The organism is Pectobacterium nicotianae, from assembly GCF_023272715.1.
In the GTDB taxonomy this organism is placed as follows: Bacteria; Pseudomonadota; Gammaproteobacteria; order Enterobacterales; family Enterobacteriaceae; genus Pectobacterium; species Pectobacterium brasiliense.
In genome coordinates this window covers 2,453,336-2,468,340 of the sequence record NZ_CP096821.1, presented here as the reverse complement: position 1 = coordinate 2,468,340, position 15,005 = coordinate 2,453,336, and the positions used below count along the sequence as shown (strand labels likewise).

The window sequence follows — 15,005 nt, the reverse complement described above, 5'->3', positions numbered from 1 at the left end:
CATATTATTGCCATGTGATGATGTTGTCTGGCAGTAGGATGAAGATTGGCATGTTCCATCTCTCATAAATACAAATTGAGCATTTCCTACATTAACGATTGATTTTATTGGCAATGTTAGCTGGAGTGCATCCCCATACCTTATGTTAGATGTGCATTGCCTCTCTTAAGTATTCGTACGTCAACGGGATTCGCTCCCACATAGTGCTACCCAACACGAGTAACGAGCGTGACGGTTTTCTCTTTTTTCACCTTACCGCGTGACATATCTCGCATTTTATTTTCAATCCGTCGGAGGATGCCGGATAATCAGCACGTAACTCATGAGAGAAGCAAGAAAGCGATAAGCGCGTAAGGAATCACTATGCAGATTTTTTTTCAGGACACTATGGCAACTCCGCTTGGGGAGTTATTGATTATTGCGGATGAAAATAATCATTTGCGTGCCGTCGAGTGGCGCGAGTATGAAGATGATTTATTTCGCCTGCTCAATCGCAGTTATCGAAATGATCCCTTTTCGTTACAGCCGCGTCATAATCCCGGTGGCCTGACAGAGAGCCTGCAACGCTATTTTGATGGTGAATTAGCGATTATTGATACGCTGCCCGTTGCTTCTGTAGGGACCGAATTCCAACAGCAGGTCTGGAAGGAATTACGTCGAATCCCCTGTGGAGAAATTACTACGTACGGCGAACTCGCAACGCTACTGGGACGCACCGGCGCAGCGCGTGCGGTTGGCATGGCAAACGGCTCCAACCCTGTCAGCATCGTGGTTCCGTGCCATCGCGTCATCGGTACAGGCGGTGCGTTGACGGGTTATGCAGGCGGCATTCACCGTAAACAGTGGCTACTCGCTCACGAAGGTTATTTACCTCGACAGCTATTTACCTAGACGGAATAGTTTACCGTTATAATTTTTACGCTTCGCGACACGCGAACATGCCCTCCGAATTGCTTATCATCGTAAGCGATTCGGATTAATCAATGTGTTAACCGTACTGTAACGTAATAGACAAAAATATTACCTCCGCACGGGCCTTATATATCGGAATATTTCCCAGAAAAATCGAAAAATTATAGTTAGTTCACTATTTATTGGTCTATTCCGGTGATTGCCGGTCTTATCAGAGCCGATAAAAGCTGTTAAAATTGACCAATATCAATTATTGCCTGAGCAAAGCCTATGATCCCGGAAAAGCGAATTATCCGACGCATCCAGTCTGGCGGTTGTGCAATCCACTGTCAGGATTGCAGTATCAGTCAGCTATGCATTCCTTTCACCCTGAATGAACACGAGCTCGATCAGCTCGACAACATCATTGAAAGGAAGAAGCCTATCCAGAAGGGGCAGGCGTTGTTTAAGGCTGGCGATGAACTGAGGTCGCTGTACGCTATCCGCTCCGGTACGATAAAAAGCTATACCATCACGGAGCAAGGCGACGAGCAAATCACTGGCTTTCATCTGGCGGGTGACCTGGTGGGCTTTGATGCTATCGGTACAGCCCAACACCCGAGCTTCGCACAGGCGCTGGAAACCTCAATGGTTTGCGAAATTCCTTTCGAGACGCTGGACGATCTCTCTGGGAAAATGCCTAACCTGCGTCAACAGATGATGCGCCTGATGAGCGGCGAAATCCGTGGCGATCAGGACATGATTCTGCTGCTGTCGAAGAAGAATGCTGAAGAGCGTCTGGCGGCGTTTGTCTACAACCTTTCCCGCCGTTTCGCTCAGCGCGGTTTCTCGCCGCGTGAGTTCCGTCTGACCATGACGCGCGGTGATATCGGCAACTATCTGGGGCTGACCGTTGAAACCATCAGCCGTCTGCTGGGGCGTTTCCAGAAAAGTGGTACGCTGGCGGTAAAAGGAAAATACATCACGATCGAGAATCTGGATGCGCTTTCCGAATTAGCAGGCTCTTCACGCAAGTAATCTTTCCAGCCTAACTATTTGACGTTGCCGCATTTTTACTGTGGCAACGTCAATGTTATCCCCCTCTTTTCCTCCCCATCCGTGATATTTCCTATTTTGTTATTCTGCGGCTTATCTCTGTTGTCCAAAACGATTCCATTGCGGTACTCTTGAATGACAGGCTGTGGAGTAACAGCTGTTTGGAGGAGCTATGGCAAAGTATCAGAACTTACTGGTAGCTATTGACCCAAATCAGGATGACCAACCAGCGCTGCGTCGGGCGGTTTACCTGGTTCAGCGACTTGGCGGCCGTATCAAGGCATTTCTGCCGATTTATGATTTCTCTTATGAAATGACAACCCTGCTTTCTCCCGATGAACGGGTGGAAATGCGTCAGGGCGTTATTCAGCAACGAACCGAGTGGATTGCGGAACAGTGCAAATACTACATCGAAGCGGGCGTTTCGATAGAAATCAAAGTGGTGTGGCACAACAAGCCCTTTGAAGCCATTATTCGGGAAGTGATTTCCGGTCAGCATGACCTGTTGTTGAAGATGGCACACCAGCACGATCGGCTGGAAGCCGTTATCTTTACGCCAACCGACTGGCAGCTACTGCGCAAGTGCCCTTGCCCCGTGTGGATGGTAAAAGACCAGCCTTGGCCAGTCGAAGGTCGCGCGTTAGTTGCCGTCAATCTGGCTAGCGAAGACCCGTATCACGATCCGCTCAATATCAAACTGGTATCGGAAACGCTGGAGCTGGCACAGCATGTTGATCAGACTGAGGTTCATCTGGTCGGTGCCTACCCTGTTACCCCCATCAATATCGCCATTGAACTGCCTGATTTCGATCCCAGCGTCTATAACGATGCAATTCGAGGGCAGCACCTTATCGCCATGAAGTCGCTACGGCAGAAATTCGGCCTGGATGAACGCGTAACGCACGTGGAAAAAGGGTTGCCGGAAGAAGTGATACCCGATCTGGCGGAGCATCTGCAGGCGGGAGTCGTAGTGTTGGGGTCGCTGGGCAGAACCGGCCTTTCCGCTGCCTTTATCGGCAACACCGTCGAGCATGTTATCGATCACTTGAAGTGCGATTTACTTGCCATCAAACCCGATGATTTCGTGTCACCGATTACGCTCGAAGACGGTGATAACAGCTGATTGCTCGCATCATCACGCTCAACATCAAATAATGCCAGCCTCAGTGCTGGCATTATTTTTTGGCGATGCTGCGCCTCACTATATTTGAGACGTAAAAAAGGGGCGACTTCGCCCCTTTCGTTATCGACTTCCCGTCACGCTTACAGCGCTTTCAGAATCGCCTCAACGCTGTCTTTGGCATCGCCAAACAGCATCTGCGTGTTCTCTTTAAAGAACAGCGGGTTCTGTACGCCAGCATAACCGGTATTCATGGAACGCTTGAACACGATAACATTCTGCGCTTTCCACACTTCCAGCACTGGCATGCCAGCGATTGGGCTGTGTGGATCTTCTTGCGCCGCCGGGTTAACGGTATCATTCGCGCCAATGACCAGTACGGTATCGGTATCGGTGAAATCATCATTAATTTCATCCATTTCCAACACGATGTCGTAAGGGACTTTTGCTTCAGCCAACAGCACGTTCATGTGACCAGGCAGACGCCCTGCAACTGGGTGAATACCAAAGCGAACGTTAATGCCACGTGCGCGCAGTTTTGCAGTGATGTCATGCACAGGATACTGCGCCTGCGCGACGGCCATACCGTATCCCGGCGTGATGATGACGGAAGTTGAGTTCTTGAGTAAATCAGCCACGTCTTCTGCTGAAGCCTCACGGTATTCACCGACTTCTTCACTCTCACCAGAGGACACGCCATCCGTACCAAAACCACCGGCAATCACGCTGATAAAGGAACGGTTCATCGCTTTACACATGATGTAAGACAGAATCGCACCCGAAGAACCCACCAGAGCACCGGTCACGATCAGCAGGTCATTGCTCAGCATGAAGCCCGCTGCCGCTGCCGCCCAACCGGAGTAGGAGTTTAGCATAGAAACAACGACCGGCATGTCCGCACCACCAATCGATGCAACCAGATGCCAGCCAAATACCAGTGCAATCGCCGTCATCAGGATCAGCGCCAGTACCTGCAATGCCACGCTGCCCGTATTGACGAAAACCAGCAGCAGCAGGAAGGACACAACCATCGCCGCCAGATTCATTTTATGGCGATGAGGCAGCATCAACGGCTTGGAAGAGATCTTGCCACGCAGCTTACCGAAAGCAACAACGGACCCCGTGAAGGTTACCGCACCGATGAAGATACCCAGAAAGACTTCCGTCAAATGGATATTGACCATCACCGGATCGGTAATTTCACCGTGATCGAGGAAGCTGTTAAAGCCAACCAGTACCGCAGCCAAGCCCACAAAGCTGTGAAGAATCGCGACCAGTTCTGGCATTTCGGTCATTTCGACCTTACGCGCCAGATAAATACCGATTGATCCACCGATCGCCATGGCGACGATGATCCAACCCACGTTGCCAGAATCCGGCCCCAGAATCGTCGCGACCAGCGCAAGCGCCATCCCGCTGATACCAAAGATGTTCCCTTGTTGCGACGTTTCGTGCTTGGACAACCCAGCCAAACTGAAAATAAAGAGAATTGCGGCAACAATGTATGCAGCAGTTACTAATCCACCAGACATGTGTTACCCCTTAGTTTTTACGGAACATTTTCAGCATGCGCTGAGTCACGGTGAAACCACCGAAAATATTGATGCTGGCGATCAATACGGCAATGAATGAGAAGAACGACACCCATCCGCCGTGGCCGATCTGCAACAATGCTCCGACAACGATAATGCCTGATATTGCGTTAGTGACTGACATCAATGGCGTGTGCAAGGCGTGGCTGACATTCCAGACAACGTAATAACCCACCACGCAGGACAGCGCAAAAACGGTAAAGTGAGACAAGAACTCTTTAGGCGCAACATCGGCCAGCCAGCCAAACAGCAGGATGGCGATCACAAGGAACGCATATTTCTTCCACGGCGACGTCGGCTTGGCGTCTTCCTTCACCGTTGCAGCGGCAGGTTTTGCCTGCTGTGGCTGTGCGGAAACCTGAATAGGCGGTGCCGGCCAGGTGATCTCACCTTCTTTAATGACGGTCACGCCACGAATCACGGTATCGTCAAAATCGACGTCGATCTCGCCGTCTTTCTCTTTGCAGAGTAATTTCAGCAGGTTAACCAGGTTCGTACCGTAAAGCTGTGAGGATTGCGTCGGCAGACGGCTAGGTAAATCGGTGTAACCGATAATTTTGACGCCGTTTTCCGTCACGGTGACGCGATCGGCTACGGTCAATTCACAGTTCCCGCCCGTTTGTGCCGCTAAATCGACAATCACGCTGCCGGGCTTCATGCTGAGCACCATTTCTTTGGTGATCAGGCGCGGTGCCGGTTTTCCAGGGATCAGTGCGGTAGTGACGATAATGTCGACTTCTTTTGCCTGAGCGGCAAACAGTTCCATTTCGGCTTTGATAAAGGCTTCAGACATGACTTTGGCATAACCGTCGCCGCTGCCAGCTTCTTCTTCAAAGTCAAGTTCGAGGAACTCAGCCCCCATGCTCTTAACCTGCTCTTTTACTTCAGGGCGGGTATCAAAAGCACGAACGATAGCACCTAAGCTACCTGCGGCACCGATCGCAGCCAAACCGGCCACGCCAGCCCCGATAATCATAACCTTAGCAGGCGGAACCTTACCTGCGGCGGTAATCTGCCCGGTAAAGAAGCGGCCAAACTCGTGAGCAGCTTCAACGATGGCACGATAGCCCGCGATGTTAGCCATCGAGCTGAGCGCATCCAGTGACTGCGCGCGCGAAATACGCGGCACGGAATCCATCGCCATCACCGTCACCTGACGGGCAGCCAGCTTCGCCAGCAGCTCTGGGTTCTGCGCTGGCCAGATAAAGCTGACAACCGTACTGCCCGCTCGGGTCAGTTCGATTTCATCATCCTGCGGCGCATTCACCTTCAGGACGATATCGGCTTGCCAGACTTCCGAACTGTCAACAATCGACGCACCTGCTTCTTCGTATGCCGCATCGTCAAAACTTGCCAGTTTTCCCGCTTCACGTTCTATCGAGACCGTAAAGCCCAGTTTCAGCAGCTGTTCAACCGTTTTCGGCGTCGCTGCTACACGGGCTTCATTGGCCAACCGCTCTCTTGGTACACCAATACGCATGCTGATACCCTTTTCGCTTATTTTAACGAAGGTTATTATTCTCACCCTATTCTGTTATACGAATTCGCCGAGACCTACTGCACCCTGTAACCCCGCATTCACGCGGTAGGAAGAAGGTCTTATCATCTTCTTACCACTCGTTTTTTGAGGCGTCTCACTGTAGGCGAACTCATTTATAACGTACTGAAAATGTGATCGATGATCCATAAATAAAATGAATTTCACAGAAAAGCCGAGTTATCACAGGTCCTGTCAGCCTTTCTTGGTCGAAAATCATGCTCTTCTCTGCCTTTTGTAGCATTATTACAGAAGTATTTTTCTGGGCTGTTTCACAAAAACGATGTGTTACAAGGTTGTTAATGCGATAAATTGTATAAATATCCCTTATGATGTTAAAACAATCATTAACCGTTATTATTAGCACTTTTCTTGTTGCAAGCCGAAGTATCATGGCTTTTCAGCCCGCTGAAAATGCTAAAGCACAAGAATTTATTCCGTGCGATAATCAGCCCTATTCCGTTACAGGTTGATTGCTATACCTTAAATAATTCGAGTGGCAGGAAGGCGAAAGGATTTTTTATGAAGCTGAAGACTACTGTTATTGCATCTACATTGTTGTTATCACTCTCGGCATTTTCAGCGCAGGCTGCACAGGAACTGACGCCTGAACAGGCAGAATCCCTGCAACCCTTTGAACGAATTACGTTTAAAGGACGTTTTAACGCGATCAATGAAGCGGTAGCCGCAGCCTCAAAACGCGCCGACAAGCTGGGCGCAGAGTCGTTTTATGTACAAGCGATGGATGACGCTAATTCGAGCGGCAACTGGAATGTCACGGTCGACCTGTATCGCAAAGATGCGCCAAAGGCGAATCAGGATGTCCAATTCCGCACCTTCTACGGTGTGAAAGAGCTGCCGAAAGATGTGGCGTACGGGTTAGAACCCTATGACACAGTCACCGTTGGCGGATTCTTCCGCAGCCAACCGGACGTGAACGACGCCATTGCGAAAGCAGCAAAAGAGAAAAATGCCGATTCGTTCTACATCGTTCGTCAGGTTGATGTGAACTCGAATAGCGGTAACCAAAAAATTACTGCCTACATTTATAAAGCCGACGCACCGAAGCGCCAGACCCAGAGCACCGACGTCATCCCTGCGGATTCTGATGCAGGCCGTGCGGCACTGGCTGCGGGTGGTGCAGAAGCCGCCAAGGTGGAAATCCCTGGTGTTGCCAGCTCTGGCAGCCCTAGCCGCAACGTAGGTAATTTCTTCGAAACACAATCGTCAAAAGGCGGACGTTACACGGTAACGTTAGCGGATGGTTCCAAAATTCAGGAACTGAACAATGCCACGGCAGCGCAGATGGTGCCTTTCGATTCGATTAAATTCCGCGGCAACTACACCAACATGACGCAGGTGTCTGAAGCCGTTGCTAAACGCGCAGGCGAGAAAGGTGCCAAGTACTACCACATTACCAGACAGTGGGAAGGTAAAGGCAACAACCTCACGATCAGCGCCGACCTTTATAAATAACAGCCATCGCGCTGTGTCGTAGAAAACGACGAACGTTATAAACACAAAAACCCGCGATATCGCGGGTTTTTTTATGGCGAGCGTCCTGCCCGCCACCCTGCGGGCCGTCGCAAGCGACGTTGAAAAACGTTCCCTACGTTTTTTTATGTCAGTAATCAATCTACCGTGAGTAAGATTACTTGCTGGTATCCAGTTCTGGGAAGCTTTTCACCAGATCGTCAATCGCTTTGATCTGTTGCAAGAACGGCTCCAGTTTATCCAGCGGCAGCGCAGACGGACCATCACACTTCGCATTCGCAGGATCCGGGTGAGCTTCAATAAACAGTCCTGCCAGACCGACGGCCATACCGGCACGCGCCAGCTCAGTTACCTGTCCACGACGGCCACCGGACGCCGCACCAAACGGGTCGCGGCACTGTAGCGCATGCGTAACGTCAAAAATCACCGGCGCGCCGTTGGAGGCATGCTTCATGACATTGAAGCCCAGCATATCGACAACCAGATTGTCGTAACCGAAGTTGCTACCGCGATCGCACAGAATCACCTGATCGTTGCCACCTTCGATGAATTTATCGACGATGTTCCCCATTTGACCTGGGCTAACGAACTGCGGTTTTTTCACGTTGATCACCGCACCGGTTTTCGCCATCGCTTCCACCAGATCGGTTTGGCGCGCCAAAAATGCAGGAAGCTGGATCACATCAACCACATCGGCAACGGGCTGAGCCTGATGCGATTCATGCACGTCAGTGATAATTTTTACACCAAAGGTCTGTTTCAGTTCCTGGAAGATTTTCATCCCTTCTTCCAGACCAGGACCTCGGTAAGAGTGAATAGAGGAACGATTAGCCTTATCGAATGACGCCTTGAACACGTAAGGAATGCCCAACTTCTGCGTGACCGTGACGTAATGCTCACAAATGCGCATCGCCAGATCGCGTGATTCAAGAACATTCATGCCGCCAAACAGCACAAAAGGCAGATCGTTGGCGACGGGGATATCCCCTATCTTGACCACTTTATTCGTCATACTTTTACCTTCATGTCGGGAAATAAATTAACGTAGCATTGCTGCAAAACGGGTTCTTAATGTAAGACTGTTTTTTTAATGCAAGACAATCTGTTTCTGCTCTATCGAGTGAATCTGCACTTTTATCATTTCACTCACCGGATCTTCCGGGCACTGTTCAACGAAATAGTTAAGATCGGATAGCGCAATATGGTCGCAGTCCAGTTGAGCATAAATCAGGCCGCGATCGCGGATTTCATAGGGATCGTCCGGGTCAAACTGCAGCACCGCTTCGCTGGCTCTCAACGCCAGCTCCATCTGTTTTTCTTCCATCAGGGCGACTTTCAGCGTGTCGAGCATTTTACGCACGATCAGGACGTTCTCAGCTTCATCCAGGTCTTCATCCAGCAGGCGGGTTGACGGGCCGATATTACCTTTCAGCCAGACTTCCAACACATGCTCGCTCAACGTATCGCCATTTAGCGGATTGATCAGCCACATCTCTTCATCGAGCCAATCGGCACGTAAAATCAGCTGCGTCGGGAAAATCACCGGCATCAGCGGCAGGCCAAGCTCATTGGCGATATGCAAAAAGATAACGCCAAGCGATACAGGCATACCCTGACGAGATTCAAGCACCTGATCCAGCCACAGCGCATCAGAAAGACGATAAACACCGCCCGCACCGCCGAATCCCCAGGTGTGATAAAACAGCTCAATCAGCTTTTCAAGCTGAAGATCTTGCTCAAGGTCGTCAGGAATAGCAGCCCGAGCGTTCTCAACCAGCTGTTGCAGATTTTGCCGCACATCCTGAGCGGGAAAGTCGCGGCGAATCGCCTGTGAAACCAACACGACACCATCACTTAGCAGTGACTGGTTGAATTCAAAATCAGCAATAGCACTCATAATTATTCCATCAGCAACGGTGACTGCGTCAGTGCCAGCAGCACGACCACACCAAAGCATATTAAAGCAGATACAAACGCCAACCAGCGAACGTTCTGGCTACGGGGGCGTTTCCCCAAGGCGATAGCGCCAAGAAGGATATAAATGATAACGCCAAACAGTTTTTCCGTCAGCCAGCTTTGCTCGGGAGTAAACGGATACGTATGGCTAAGCGTGATTAAACCAATACCGCTGATTAATAACAAGGTGTCGTTAATATGCGGCAGGATTTTCACCCAGCGCTGTTGCAGCATAGCGGATTGTCGGCACAGCCAAAAAAAACGAATCACAAACAGGGAAATACTAATGCCAACCGTTGCCAGATGCAGATATATCGTGGCTGGATAAAGAGTTATCACGTCCATTGCTCCTAATAAATTGGGGTATCCGACCAGCGTCCTAACGACACACGGTCATTGCCACCATAGTCCTGACAGGTTTCTATTTGTGTAAATCCTCGGGCCTGCAATAGCTGACACACCGCATCAGCCTGCTGCCAGCCATGTTCCAGCAGCAGCCAGCCACCGTCGTCCAAATAATGCGGCGCAGATTCAATAATGGTGCGTAAATCCGCCAGGCCATTGTCGGCGGCAATCAGCGCGCTGGCAGGTTCAAAACGGACATCGCCCTGCGACAGATGCACATCATCGGCATCAATATACGGGGGATTACTGGCGATAAGCGCAAAGCGTTTGTGATCAAGCGGCGAATACCAGCTTCCGGATAAGAAATGGGCGTTGTCGAGCCCCAATTGCTGGGCGTTTTTTGTCGCTAACGCAACGGCATCGGGTTGAACATCGACGCCAGTCACCCGGCAATCACGCCGTTCACTCGCCAGCGCCAGCGCAATCGCGCCGGTTCCGGTGCCCAGATCCAGCACGGCACACGGCGTTTGAGGCAGGCGTAGCAAGGCTTGTTCGACCAGACATTCGGTATCGGGACGAGGAATCAGCGTGGCGGGCGACACGGCCAACGGCAATGACCAGAACTCACGCACGCCGACCAAATAGGCGATAGGTTCCCCCTGTTCACGACGCAGCAGCAGCCCAGTTAACTGCTGCTGTTCAGCCGCGTTCAGCTCAGTTTCACCAAACGCCAGCAGGAACGTGCGGGACTTGCCAGTCACAAATCCCAGCAAAATTTCCGCATCTCGCTTCGGACTTTCTCCCGCCGCGAGCTGCGCCGCGGCAGAGATTAACCAATCCTGATACGTCATTATTCCTGCTCGGACAACGCAGCAAGCTGATCGGCCTGGTATTCCTGCACAACTGGTTGAATTAGCGTGTCCAGCTTCCCTTCCATGACTTCATCCAGCCGGTACAGCGTCAGGTTAATGCGGTGATCGGTCACCCTTCCCTGTGGGAAGTTGTAGGTCCGGATACGGTCAGAACGATCGCCGCTGCCGAGCAGGTTACGACGAGTTGACGCTTCTTCCTGCTGACGTTTCTGCACTTCTGCGGCACGAATACGCGCCCCCAGCACCGACAGCGCTTTGGCTTTGTTTTTGTGCTGTGAACGCTCGTCCTGACACTCCACGACAATACCGGTTGGCAAGTGGGTAATACGGATAGCAGAATCGGTGGTGTTAACGTGCTGACCGCCCGCGCCAGAAGAGCGGAAGGTATCGATGCGTAAATCCGCCGGGTTGATGTCCGGCATCTCCGCTTCCGGCACTTCCGCCATCACGGCGACCGTACAGGCCGAGGTATGAATGCGTCCTTGAGATTCCGTTGCGGGAACGCGCTGAACGCGATGACCGCCAGATTCAAACTTGAGCTGACCGTACACACCGTCACCGGAGATTTTGGCGATTACTTCTTTATAGCCGCCATGTTCGCCATCGCTGGCACTTACCACCTCAACGCGCCAGCGGCGTGATTCAGCATAACGGCTGTACATACGGAACAGGTCACCGGCAAAAATCGCCGCTTCGTCGCCGCCCGTTCCGGCGCGCACTTCCAGAAAACAGCCGCGCTCATCGTCGGGATCTTTCGGCAACAACAGCACCTGAAGCTGCTGCTCCAGTGCGTCAATTGTCGCTTTGCTTTCTTTCAACTCTTCCTGCGCCATATCGCGCATTTCAGGATCGTCCAGCATCATTTCTGCGGTTTGCTGATCCTCTTGCGCCTGCTGCCATTGCTGGAAACAGCGGGTAATATCAGTGAGCTGCGCATATTCTCGCGACAACGTGCGAAAGCGATCCATATCAGCGATGACGCTGGGCTCACCGAGTAACGCCTGGACTTCTTCATGGCGTTCTTGTAACGCTTCCAGTTTAGCAACAATAGAAGGCTTCATGCGGGCGGTTAAATCCTGTAATAGAGATGAATGCTAGTCCAGCCCAAGGCTGTCACGTAAAATTTGTAACCGATTTTGGTCGCCGTCACGAGCGGCTTGCTGAAGGGATTTGGTCGGCGCGTGAATCAGACGGTTGGTTAAACGGTGTGTCAGTTCCTGAATCACCGCTTCAACGTCATTGCCTTGTTGGATGGCAGCCAGCGCTTTGGCCGTCATTTCCGCACGCAATTCATCGGCCTGAGCACGATAATCGCGAATGGTCTCCACCGCGGACTGCGCACGCAGCCACGCCATGAAGTCAGAGCTTTCCTGCTGCACGATAGATTCAGCCTGAACCGCCGCCGCTTTGCGCTGCGCGAGGTTATGCTGAATGATGGCATGCAGATCGTCCACACTGTAGAGATAAACGTTCGGCAATTTGCCGACTTCCGGCTCAATATCACGCGGAACCGCAATATCCACCATCAGCATTGGCTGATTCCGTCTCGCCTTCAGCGTCCGTTCCATCATCCCTTTTCCGATAATCGGCAACGTACTTGCCGTTGAACTGATCACGATATCGGCCTGAACGAGCTGTTCGTCCAGCTCTGCCAGCGTGATGACTTCTGCGCCCACTTCCGTTGCCAGCGCCTGTGCGCGTTCACGGGTGCGGTTCGCAATCACCATTTTTTGTACTTTGTGCTCGCGAAGATAGCGAGCAACCAGTTCAATGGTTTCTCCGGCACCAACCAGCAGCACCGTGACATCCGACAGTGATTCAAAAATCTGCCGCGCCAGCGTACAGGCGGCAAATGCCACCGACACCGCGCTGGCACCGATATCCGTTTCCGTACGAACACGTTTGGCCACGGTAAAAGATTTCTGGAACAGGCGCTCCAGCTCGCTGGACAAGGAATGACCACGCTGTGATTCAGCAAATGCCTTCTTCACCTGCCCCAAAATCTGCGGTTCGCCTAACACCAGAGAATCCAGACCGCTGGCAACACGCATCAAATGACTAACGGCGGCATTATCCTGATGCCAGTACAGGCTGCCGTTGACCTCTTCCGGGCGCAATTGGTGATATTCACACAGCCAGCGAATCAGCTGCTCACGCTGGTTTTCCTGTTCGTCAACGCTAAGGTAGAGTTCCGTGCGATTGCAGGTAGACAGCACAACGCCGCCCTGCACCAGCGGTTGCTGTAGCAGACTGTCGAGGGCCACCCCGAGTTTATCTGGTGAGAACACAACACGTTCACGCAGAGAAACCGGTGCGGTTTTGTGATTAATACCAAGCGCAAGCAGGGTCATTAGGCTGTTTCTGAGTAATACCGGTCTTAGTATGGGTTTCGTTTGAACCGCATTCTACTTGATGCAGGAGTGCAAGAAAAGCGACAGCACGCGATACACCTCGTCTGAGGTAGTCACTTTTTGACAAAAAACAATAAACGCCATTAACGAATAACAATCATTGACGCTGAGCGGTAAGCCCGTTAGCGTGACGTATTTCACGGACTTCGTTCATTTACAGGATACGACCGACATGCCAACCAAAACCGTCCGATGCCTGCGTTTACTGCCTTTAGCCAGCGTATTGCTTGCCGCCTGTAGCATTAATCAACCGACCCAAACGGGTAAAAGCCCTACCTCGCCAGAGTGGCAACAGCATCAGCAAAAGGTCCAGCAGCTCAGCCAATATCAGACACGCGGCGCTTTTGCCTATATCTCCGATAGTAAAAGAGTATCAGCCAATTTCTTCTGGCAGGACACACCGCCGCAGCGTTATCGACTGCTGCTGACCAACCCGCTCGGCAGCACCGAATTAGAACTGCGTGCCCAACCTGACGGCGTGCAAATCACCGACAATCAGGGTAAGCGTTACGTGGGTAAAGATGCCGAATACATGATTCAGCAACTGACCGGCATGGCGATCCCGCTGAATAATCTGCGCCAGTGGATCCTCGGCATCCCAGGTGACGCCACCGAATTCACGCTGGATGAACGCTATCTGCTGAAAACCATCACTTATCGTCAGGGCAATCAAAACTGGAACGTCAGCTATCAGAGCTACAACACCGAGTTAACGCCTCCGCTGCCAACCAGTCTGGAGCTGGTTCAGGGTGAACAGCGTATTAAGCTGAAGATGAATAACTGGATGGTTAAATAAGCGATGCAACCGACGGTTATCGAGACATGGCCTGCCCCCGCCAAACTGAACCTGTTTCTTTATATTACCGGCCAGAGAAAAGACGGGTATCACCTGCTGCAAACGCTATTCCAGTTTCTGGATTACGGTGACACCTTGACGATTCGGCCGCGTGATGACGACCAGATTAACCTGCTTACCCCTGTCGACGGTGTAGAGAACGAGCAAAACCTGATCGTCCGCGCCGCACGCTTATTACAGCAGCACTGCGAACGCTACGATATTCGCCCTGCTCGGTTCGGCGCAGACATCAGTATTGAGAAATGTCTGCCGATGGGCGGTGGGCTGGGCGGGGGTTCATCCAATGCAGCGACCGTGTTGGTCGCTCTCAACCATTTGTGGCAAAGCGGGCTGAGCGTGGATACGTTGGCCGAACTGGGGCTGCAATTGGGTGCAGATGTTCCCGTCTTTGTTCGTGGGCATTCTGCCTTTGCCGAAGGCATTGGCGAGCAGTTAACCCCAGCAAATCCGCCAGAAAAATGGTATCTGGTCGCTCACCCTGGCGTGAGTATTGCCACGCCGTTGATTTTCGGCGATCCTGAGTTGACGCGGAATTCGCCAATTCGTGATTTAGAAACTTTATTAAACCAGACCTTCGTCAATGATTGTGAAGCTATCGCAAGAAAACGTTTTCGTGAGGTTGAACAGCTACTTTCATGGCTGCTAGAATATGCCCCGGCGCGCCTGACTGGAACGGGGGCTTGTGTGTTTGCAGAGTTTGACACCGAGTTCGCAGCCCGTCAGGTGCTTGACCAGGCCCCGGAATGGTTAAACGGTTTCGTCGCGAGAGGTGTTAATATCTCTCCGCTACACCGTACGCTTTCTGGGCAACGTTAGGTTTTGCCACACACCGGCTGCCATGCGGCCAGTCTGTAGCAAACTTAATTCATACACCC

The 15,005-nt window shown here is 51.6% G+C and carries 14 protein-coding genes; 6 read left to right on the top strand and 8 right to left on the bottom strand.

Translation table 11 applies throughout. The annotated features are described in order from the left end of the window. Nucleotides 1-363 precede the first annotated feature (363 nt). The 3 genes from ogt to uspE all read left to right on the top strand — a co-directional run bounded on the left by ogt (nt 364) and on the right by uspE (nt 3,070). Nucleotides 364-891 carry a methylated-DNA--[protein]-cysteine S-methyltransferase gene (gene ogt / locus MYB54_RS11095; protein WP_014915420.1) on the top strand — a complete coding sequence of 176 codons (528 nt, stop codon included), beginning with the start codon at nt 364-366 and terminating at the stop codon, nt 889-891. A gap of 291 nt (nt 892-1,182) precedes the next feature. Continuing rightward, a complete protein-coding gene (gene fnr, locus MYB54_RS11090) occupies nt 1,183-1,929 on the top strand; it encodes a fumarate/nitrate reduction transcriptional regulator Fnr (protein WP_010274971.1) in 747 nt (248 codons plus the stop codon). A 190-nt stretch (nt 1,930-2,119) separates the two neighbouring features. Further along, a complete protein-coding gene (gene uspE, locus MYB54_RS11085; RefSeq protein ID WP_014915421.1) occupies nt 2,120-3,070 on the top strand; it encodes a universal stress protein UspE in 951 nt (316 codons plus the stop codon). Nucleotides 3,071-3,210: 140 nt separating this feature from the next. Here uspE and pntB read toward each other — a convergent pair whose 3' ends face one another. Together pntB and pntA are read right to left on the bottom strand one after the other, a co-directional pair. After that, nucleotides 3,211-4,599, bottom strand: coding sequence for a Re/Si-specific NAD(P)(+) transhydrogenase subunit beta (gene pntB / locus MYB54_RS11080; protein ID WP_248721939.1), 1,389 nt, complete (start codon nt 4,597-4,599; stop codon nt 3,211-3,213). 10 nt (nt 4,600-4,609) lie between these two features. Then, nucleotides 4,610-6,139, bottom strand: coding sequence for a Re/Si-specific NAD(P)(+) transhydrogenase subunit alpha (pntA, locus tag MYB54_RS11075; RefSeq protein ID WP_043901867.1), 1,530 nt, complete (start codon nt 6,137-6,139; stop codon nt 4,610-4,612). Between the two features lie 579 nt (nt 6,140-6,718). On the opposite strand from pntA, the gene ydgH reads away from it, so the two are divergent. Continuing rightward, nucleotides 6,719-7,672 carry a DUF1471 family protein YdgH gene (ydgH, locus tag MYB54_RS11070; RefSeq protein WP_039275051.1) on the top strand — a complete coding sequence of 318 codons (954 nt, stop codon included), beginning with the start codon at nt 6,719-6,721 and terminating at the stop codon, nt 7,670-7,672. 175 nt (nt 7,673-7,847) lie between these two features. Here the strand turns inward: ydgH and kdsA are convergent, their stop codons facing one another. The 6 genes from kdsA to hemA form a co-directional block, all read right to left on the bottom strand. Then, nucleotides 7,848-8,702: a 3-deoxy-8-phosphooctulonate synthase gene (gene kdsA / locus MYB54_RS11065; protein ID WP_010274945.1), complete on the bottom strand. Its 855-nt coding sequence runs from the start codon at nt 8,700-8,702 to the stop codon at nt 7,848-7,850. A gap of 75 nt (nt 8,703-8,777) precedes the next feature. Then, nucleotides 8,778-9,587, bottom strand: a complete 810-nt coding sequence (gene sirB1, locus MYB54_RS11060) for an invasion regulator SirB1 (RefSeq protein ID WP_010274939.1) — start codon at nt 9,585-9,587, stop codon at nt 8,778-8,780. 2 nt (nt 9,588-9,589) lie between these two features. Further along, nucleotides 9,590-9,991 carry a SirB2 family protein gene (locus MYB54_RS11055; RefSeq protein WP_010274936.1) on the bottom strand — a complete coding sequence of 134 codons (402 nt, stop codon included), beginning with the start codon at nt 9,989-9,991 and terminating at the stop codon, nt 9,590-9,592. Between the two features lie 5 nt (nt 9,992-9,996). Beyond that, nucleotides 9,997-10,842 (bottom strand): peptide chain release factor N(5)-glutamine methyltransferase, encoded by an 846-nt coding sequence (prmC, locus tag MYB54_RS11050; RefSeq protein WP_248721938.1) that lies wholly within the window; start codon nt 10,840-10,842, stop codon nt 9,997-9,999. Then, nucleotides 10,842-11,924 carry a peptide chain release factor 1 gene (gene prfA, locus MYB54_RS11045; protein WP_039529161.1) on the bottom strand — a complete coding sequence of 361 codons (1,083 nt, stop codon included), beginning with the start codon at nt 11,922-11,924 and terminating at the stop codon, nt 10,842-10,844. The genes prmC and prfA overlap by 1 nt, the downstream gene beginning before the upstream one ends. Before the next feature lie 33 nt (nt 11,925-11,957). Continuing rightward, nucleotides 11,958-13,214 carry a glutamyl-tRNA reductase gene (hemA, locus tag MYB54_RS11040; protein WP_039480675.1) on the bottom strand — a complete coding sequence of 419 codons (1,257 nt, stop codon included), beginning with the start codon at nt 13,212-13,214 and terminating at the stop codon, nt 11,958-11,960. A gap of 232 nt (nt 13,215-13,446) precedes the next feature. On the opposite strand from hemA, the gene lolB reads away from it, so the two are divergent. Then, nucleotides 13,447-14,070, top strand: a complete 624-nt coding sequence (gene lolB / locus MYB54_RS11035; RefSeq protein WP_039288033.1) for a lipoprotein insertase outer membrane protein LolB — start codon at nt 13,447-13,449, stop codon at nt 14,068-14,070. 3 nt (nt 14,071-14,073) lie between these two features. After that, the gene (gene ispE / locus MYB54_RS11030) at nt 14,074-14,946 is read left to right on the top strand and encodes a 4-(cytidine 5'-diphospho)-2-C-methyl-D-erythritol kinase (protein WP_205595154.1); all 873 of its coding nucleotides are present in this window, start codon (nt 14,074-14,076) and stop codon (nt 14,944-14,946) included. The last annotated feature ends 59 nt before the right edge of the window (nt 14,947-15,005 follow it).

Coding starts and splice junctions, on each gene's coding strand:
- pntB (WP_248721939.1), bottom strand. CDS start 4,599: ATGTCTGGTGGATTAGTAACTGCTGCATACATTGTTGCCGCAATTCTC.
- ogt (WP_014915420.1), top strand. CDS start 364: ATGCAGATTTTTTTTCAGGACACTATGGCAACTCCGCTTGGGGAGTTA.
- pntA (WP_043901867.1), bottom strand. CDS start 6,139: ATGCGTATTGGTGTACCAAGAGAGCGGTTGGCCAATGAAGCCCGTGTA.
- fnr (WP_010274971.1), top strand. CDS start 1,183: ATGATCCCGGAAAAGCGAATTATCCGACGCATCCAGTCTGGCGGTTGT.
- prmC (WP_248721938.1), bottom strand. CDS start 10,842: ATGACGTATCAGGATTGGTTAATCTCTGCCGCGGCGCAGCTCGCGGCG.
- hemA (WP_039480675.1), bottom strand. CDS start 13,214: ATGACCCTGCTTGCGCTTGGTATTAATCACAAAACCGCACCGGTTTCT.
- lolB (WP_039288033.1), top strand. CDS start 13,447: ATGCCAACCAAAACCGTCCGATGCCTGCGTTTACTGCCTTTAGCCAGC.
- sirB1 (WP_010274939.1), bottom strand. CDS start 9,587: ATGAGTGCTATTGCTGATTTTGAATTCAACCAGTCACTGCTAAGTGAT.
- ispE (WP_205595154.1), top strand. CDS start 14,074: ATGCAACCGACGGTTATCGAGACATGGCCTGCCCCCGCCAAACTGAAC.
- uspE (WP_014915421.1), top strand. CDS start 2,120: ATGGCAAAGTATCAGAACTTACTGGTAGCTATTGACCCAAATCAGGAT.
- ydgH (WP_039275051.1), top strand. CDS start 6,719: ATGAAGCTGAAGACTACTGTTATTGCATCTACATTGTTGTTATCACTC.
- MYB54_RS11055 (WP_010274936.1), bottom strand. CDS start 9,991: ATGGACGTGATAACTCTTTATCCAGCCACGATATATCTGCATCTGGCA.
- prfA (WP_039529161.1), bottom strand. CDS start 11,924: ATGAAGCCTTCTATTGTTGCTAAACTGGAAGCGTTACAAGAACGCCAT.
- kdsA (WP_010274945.1), bottom strand. CDS start 8,702: ATGACGAATAAAGTGGTCAAGATAGGGGATATCCCCGTCGCCAACGAT.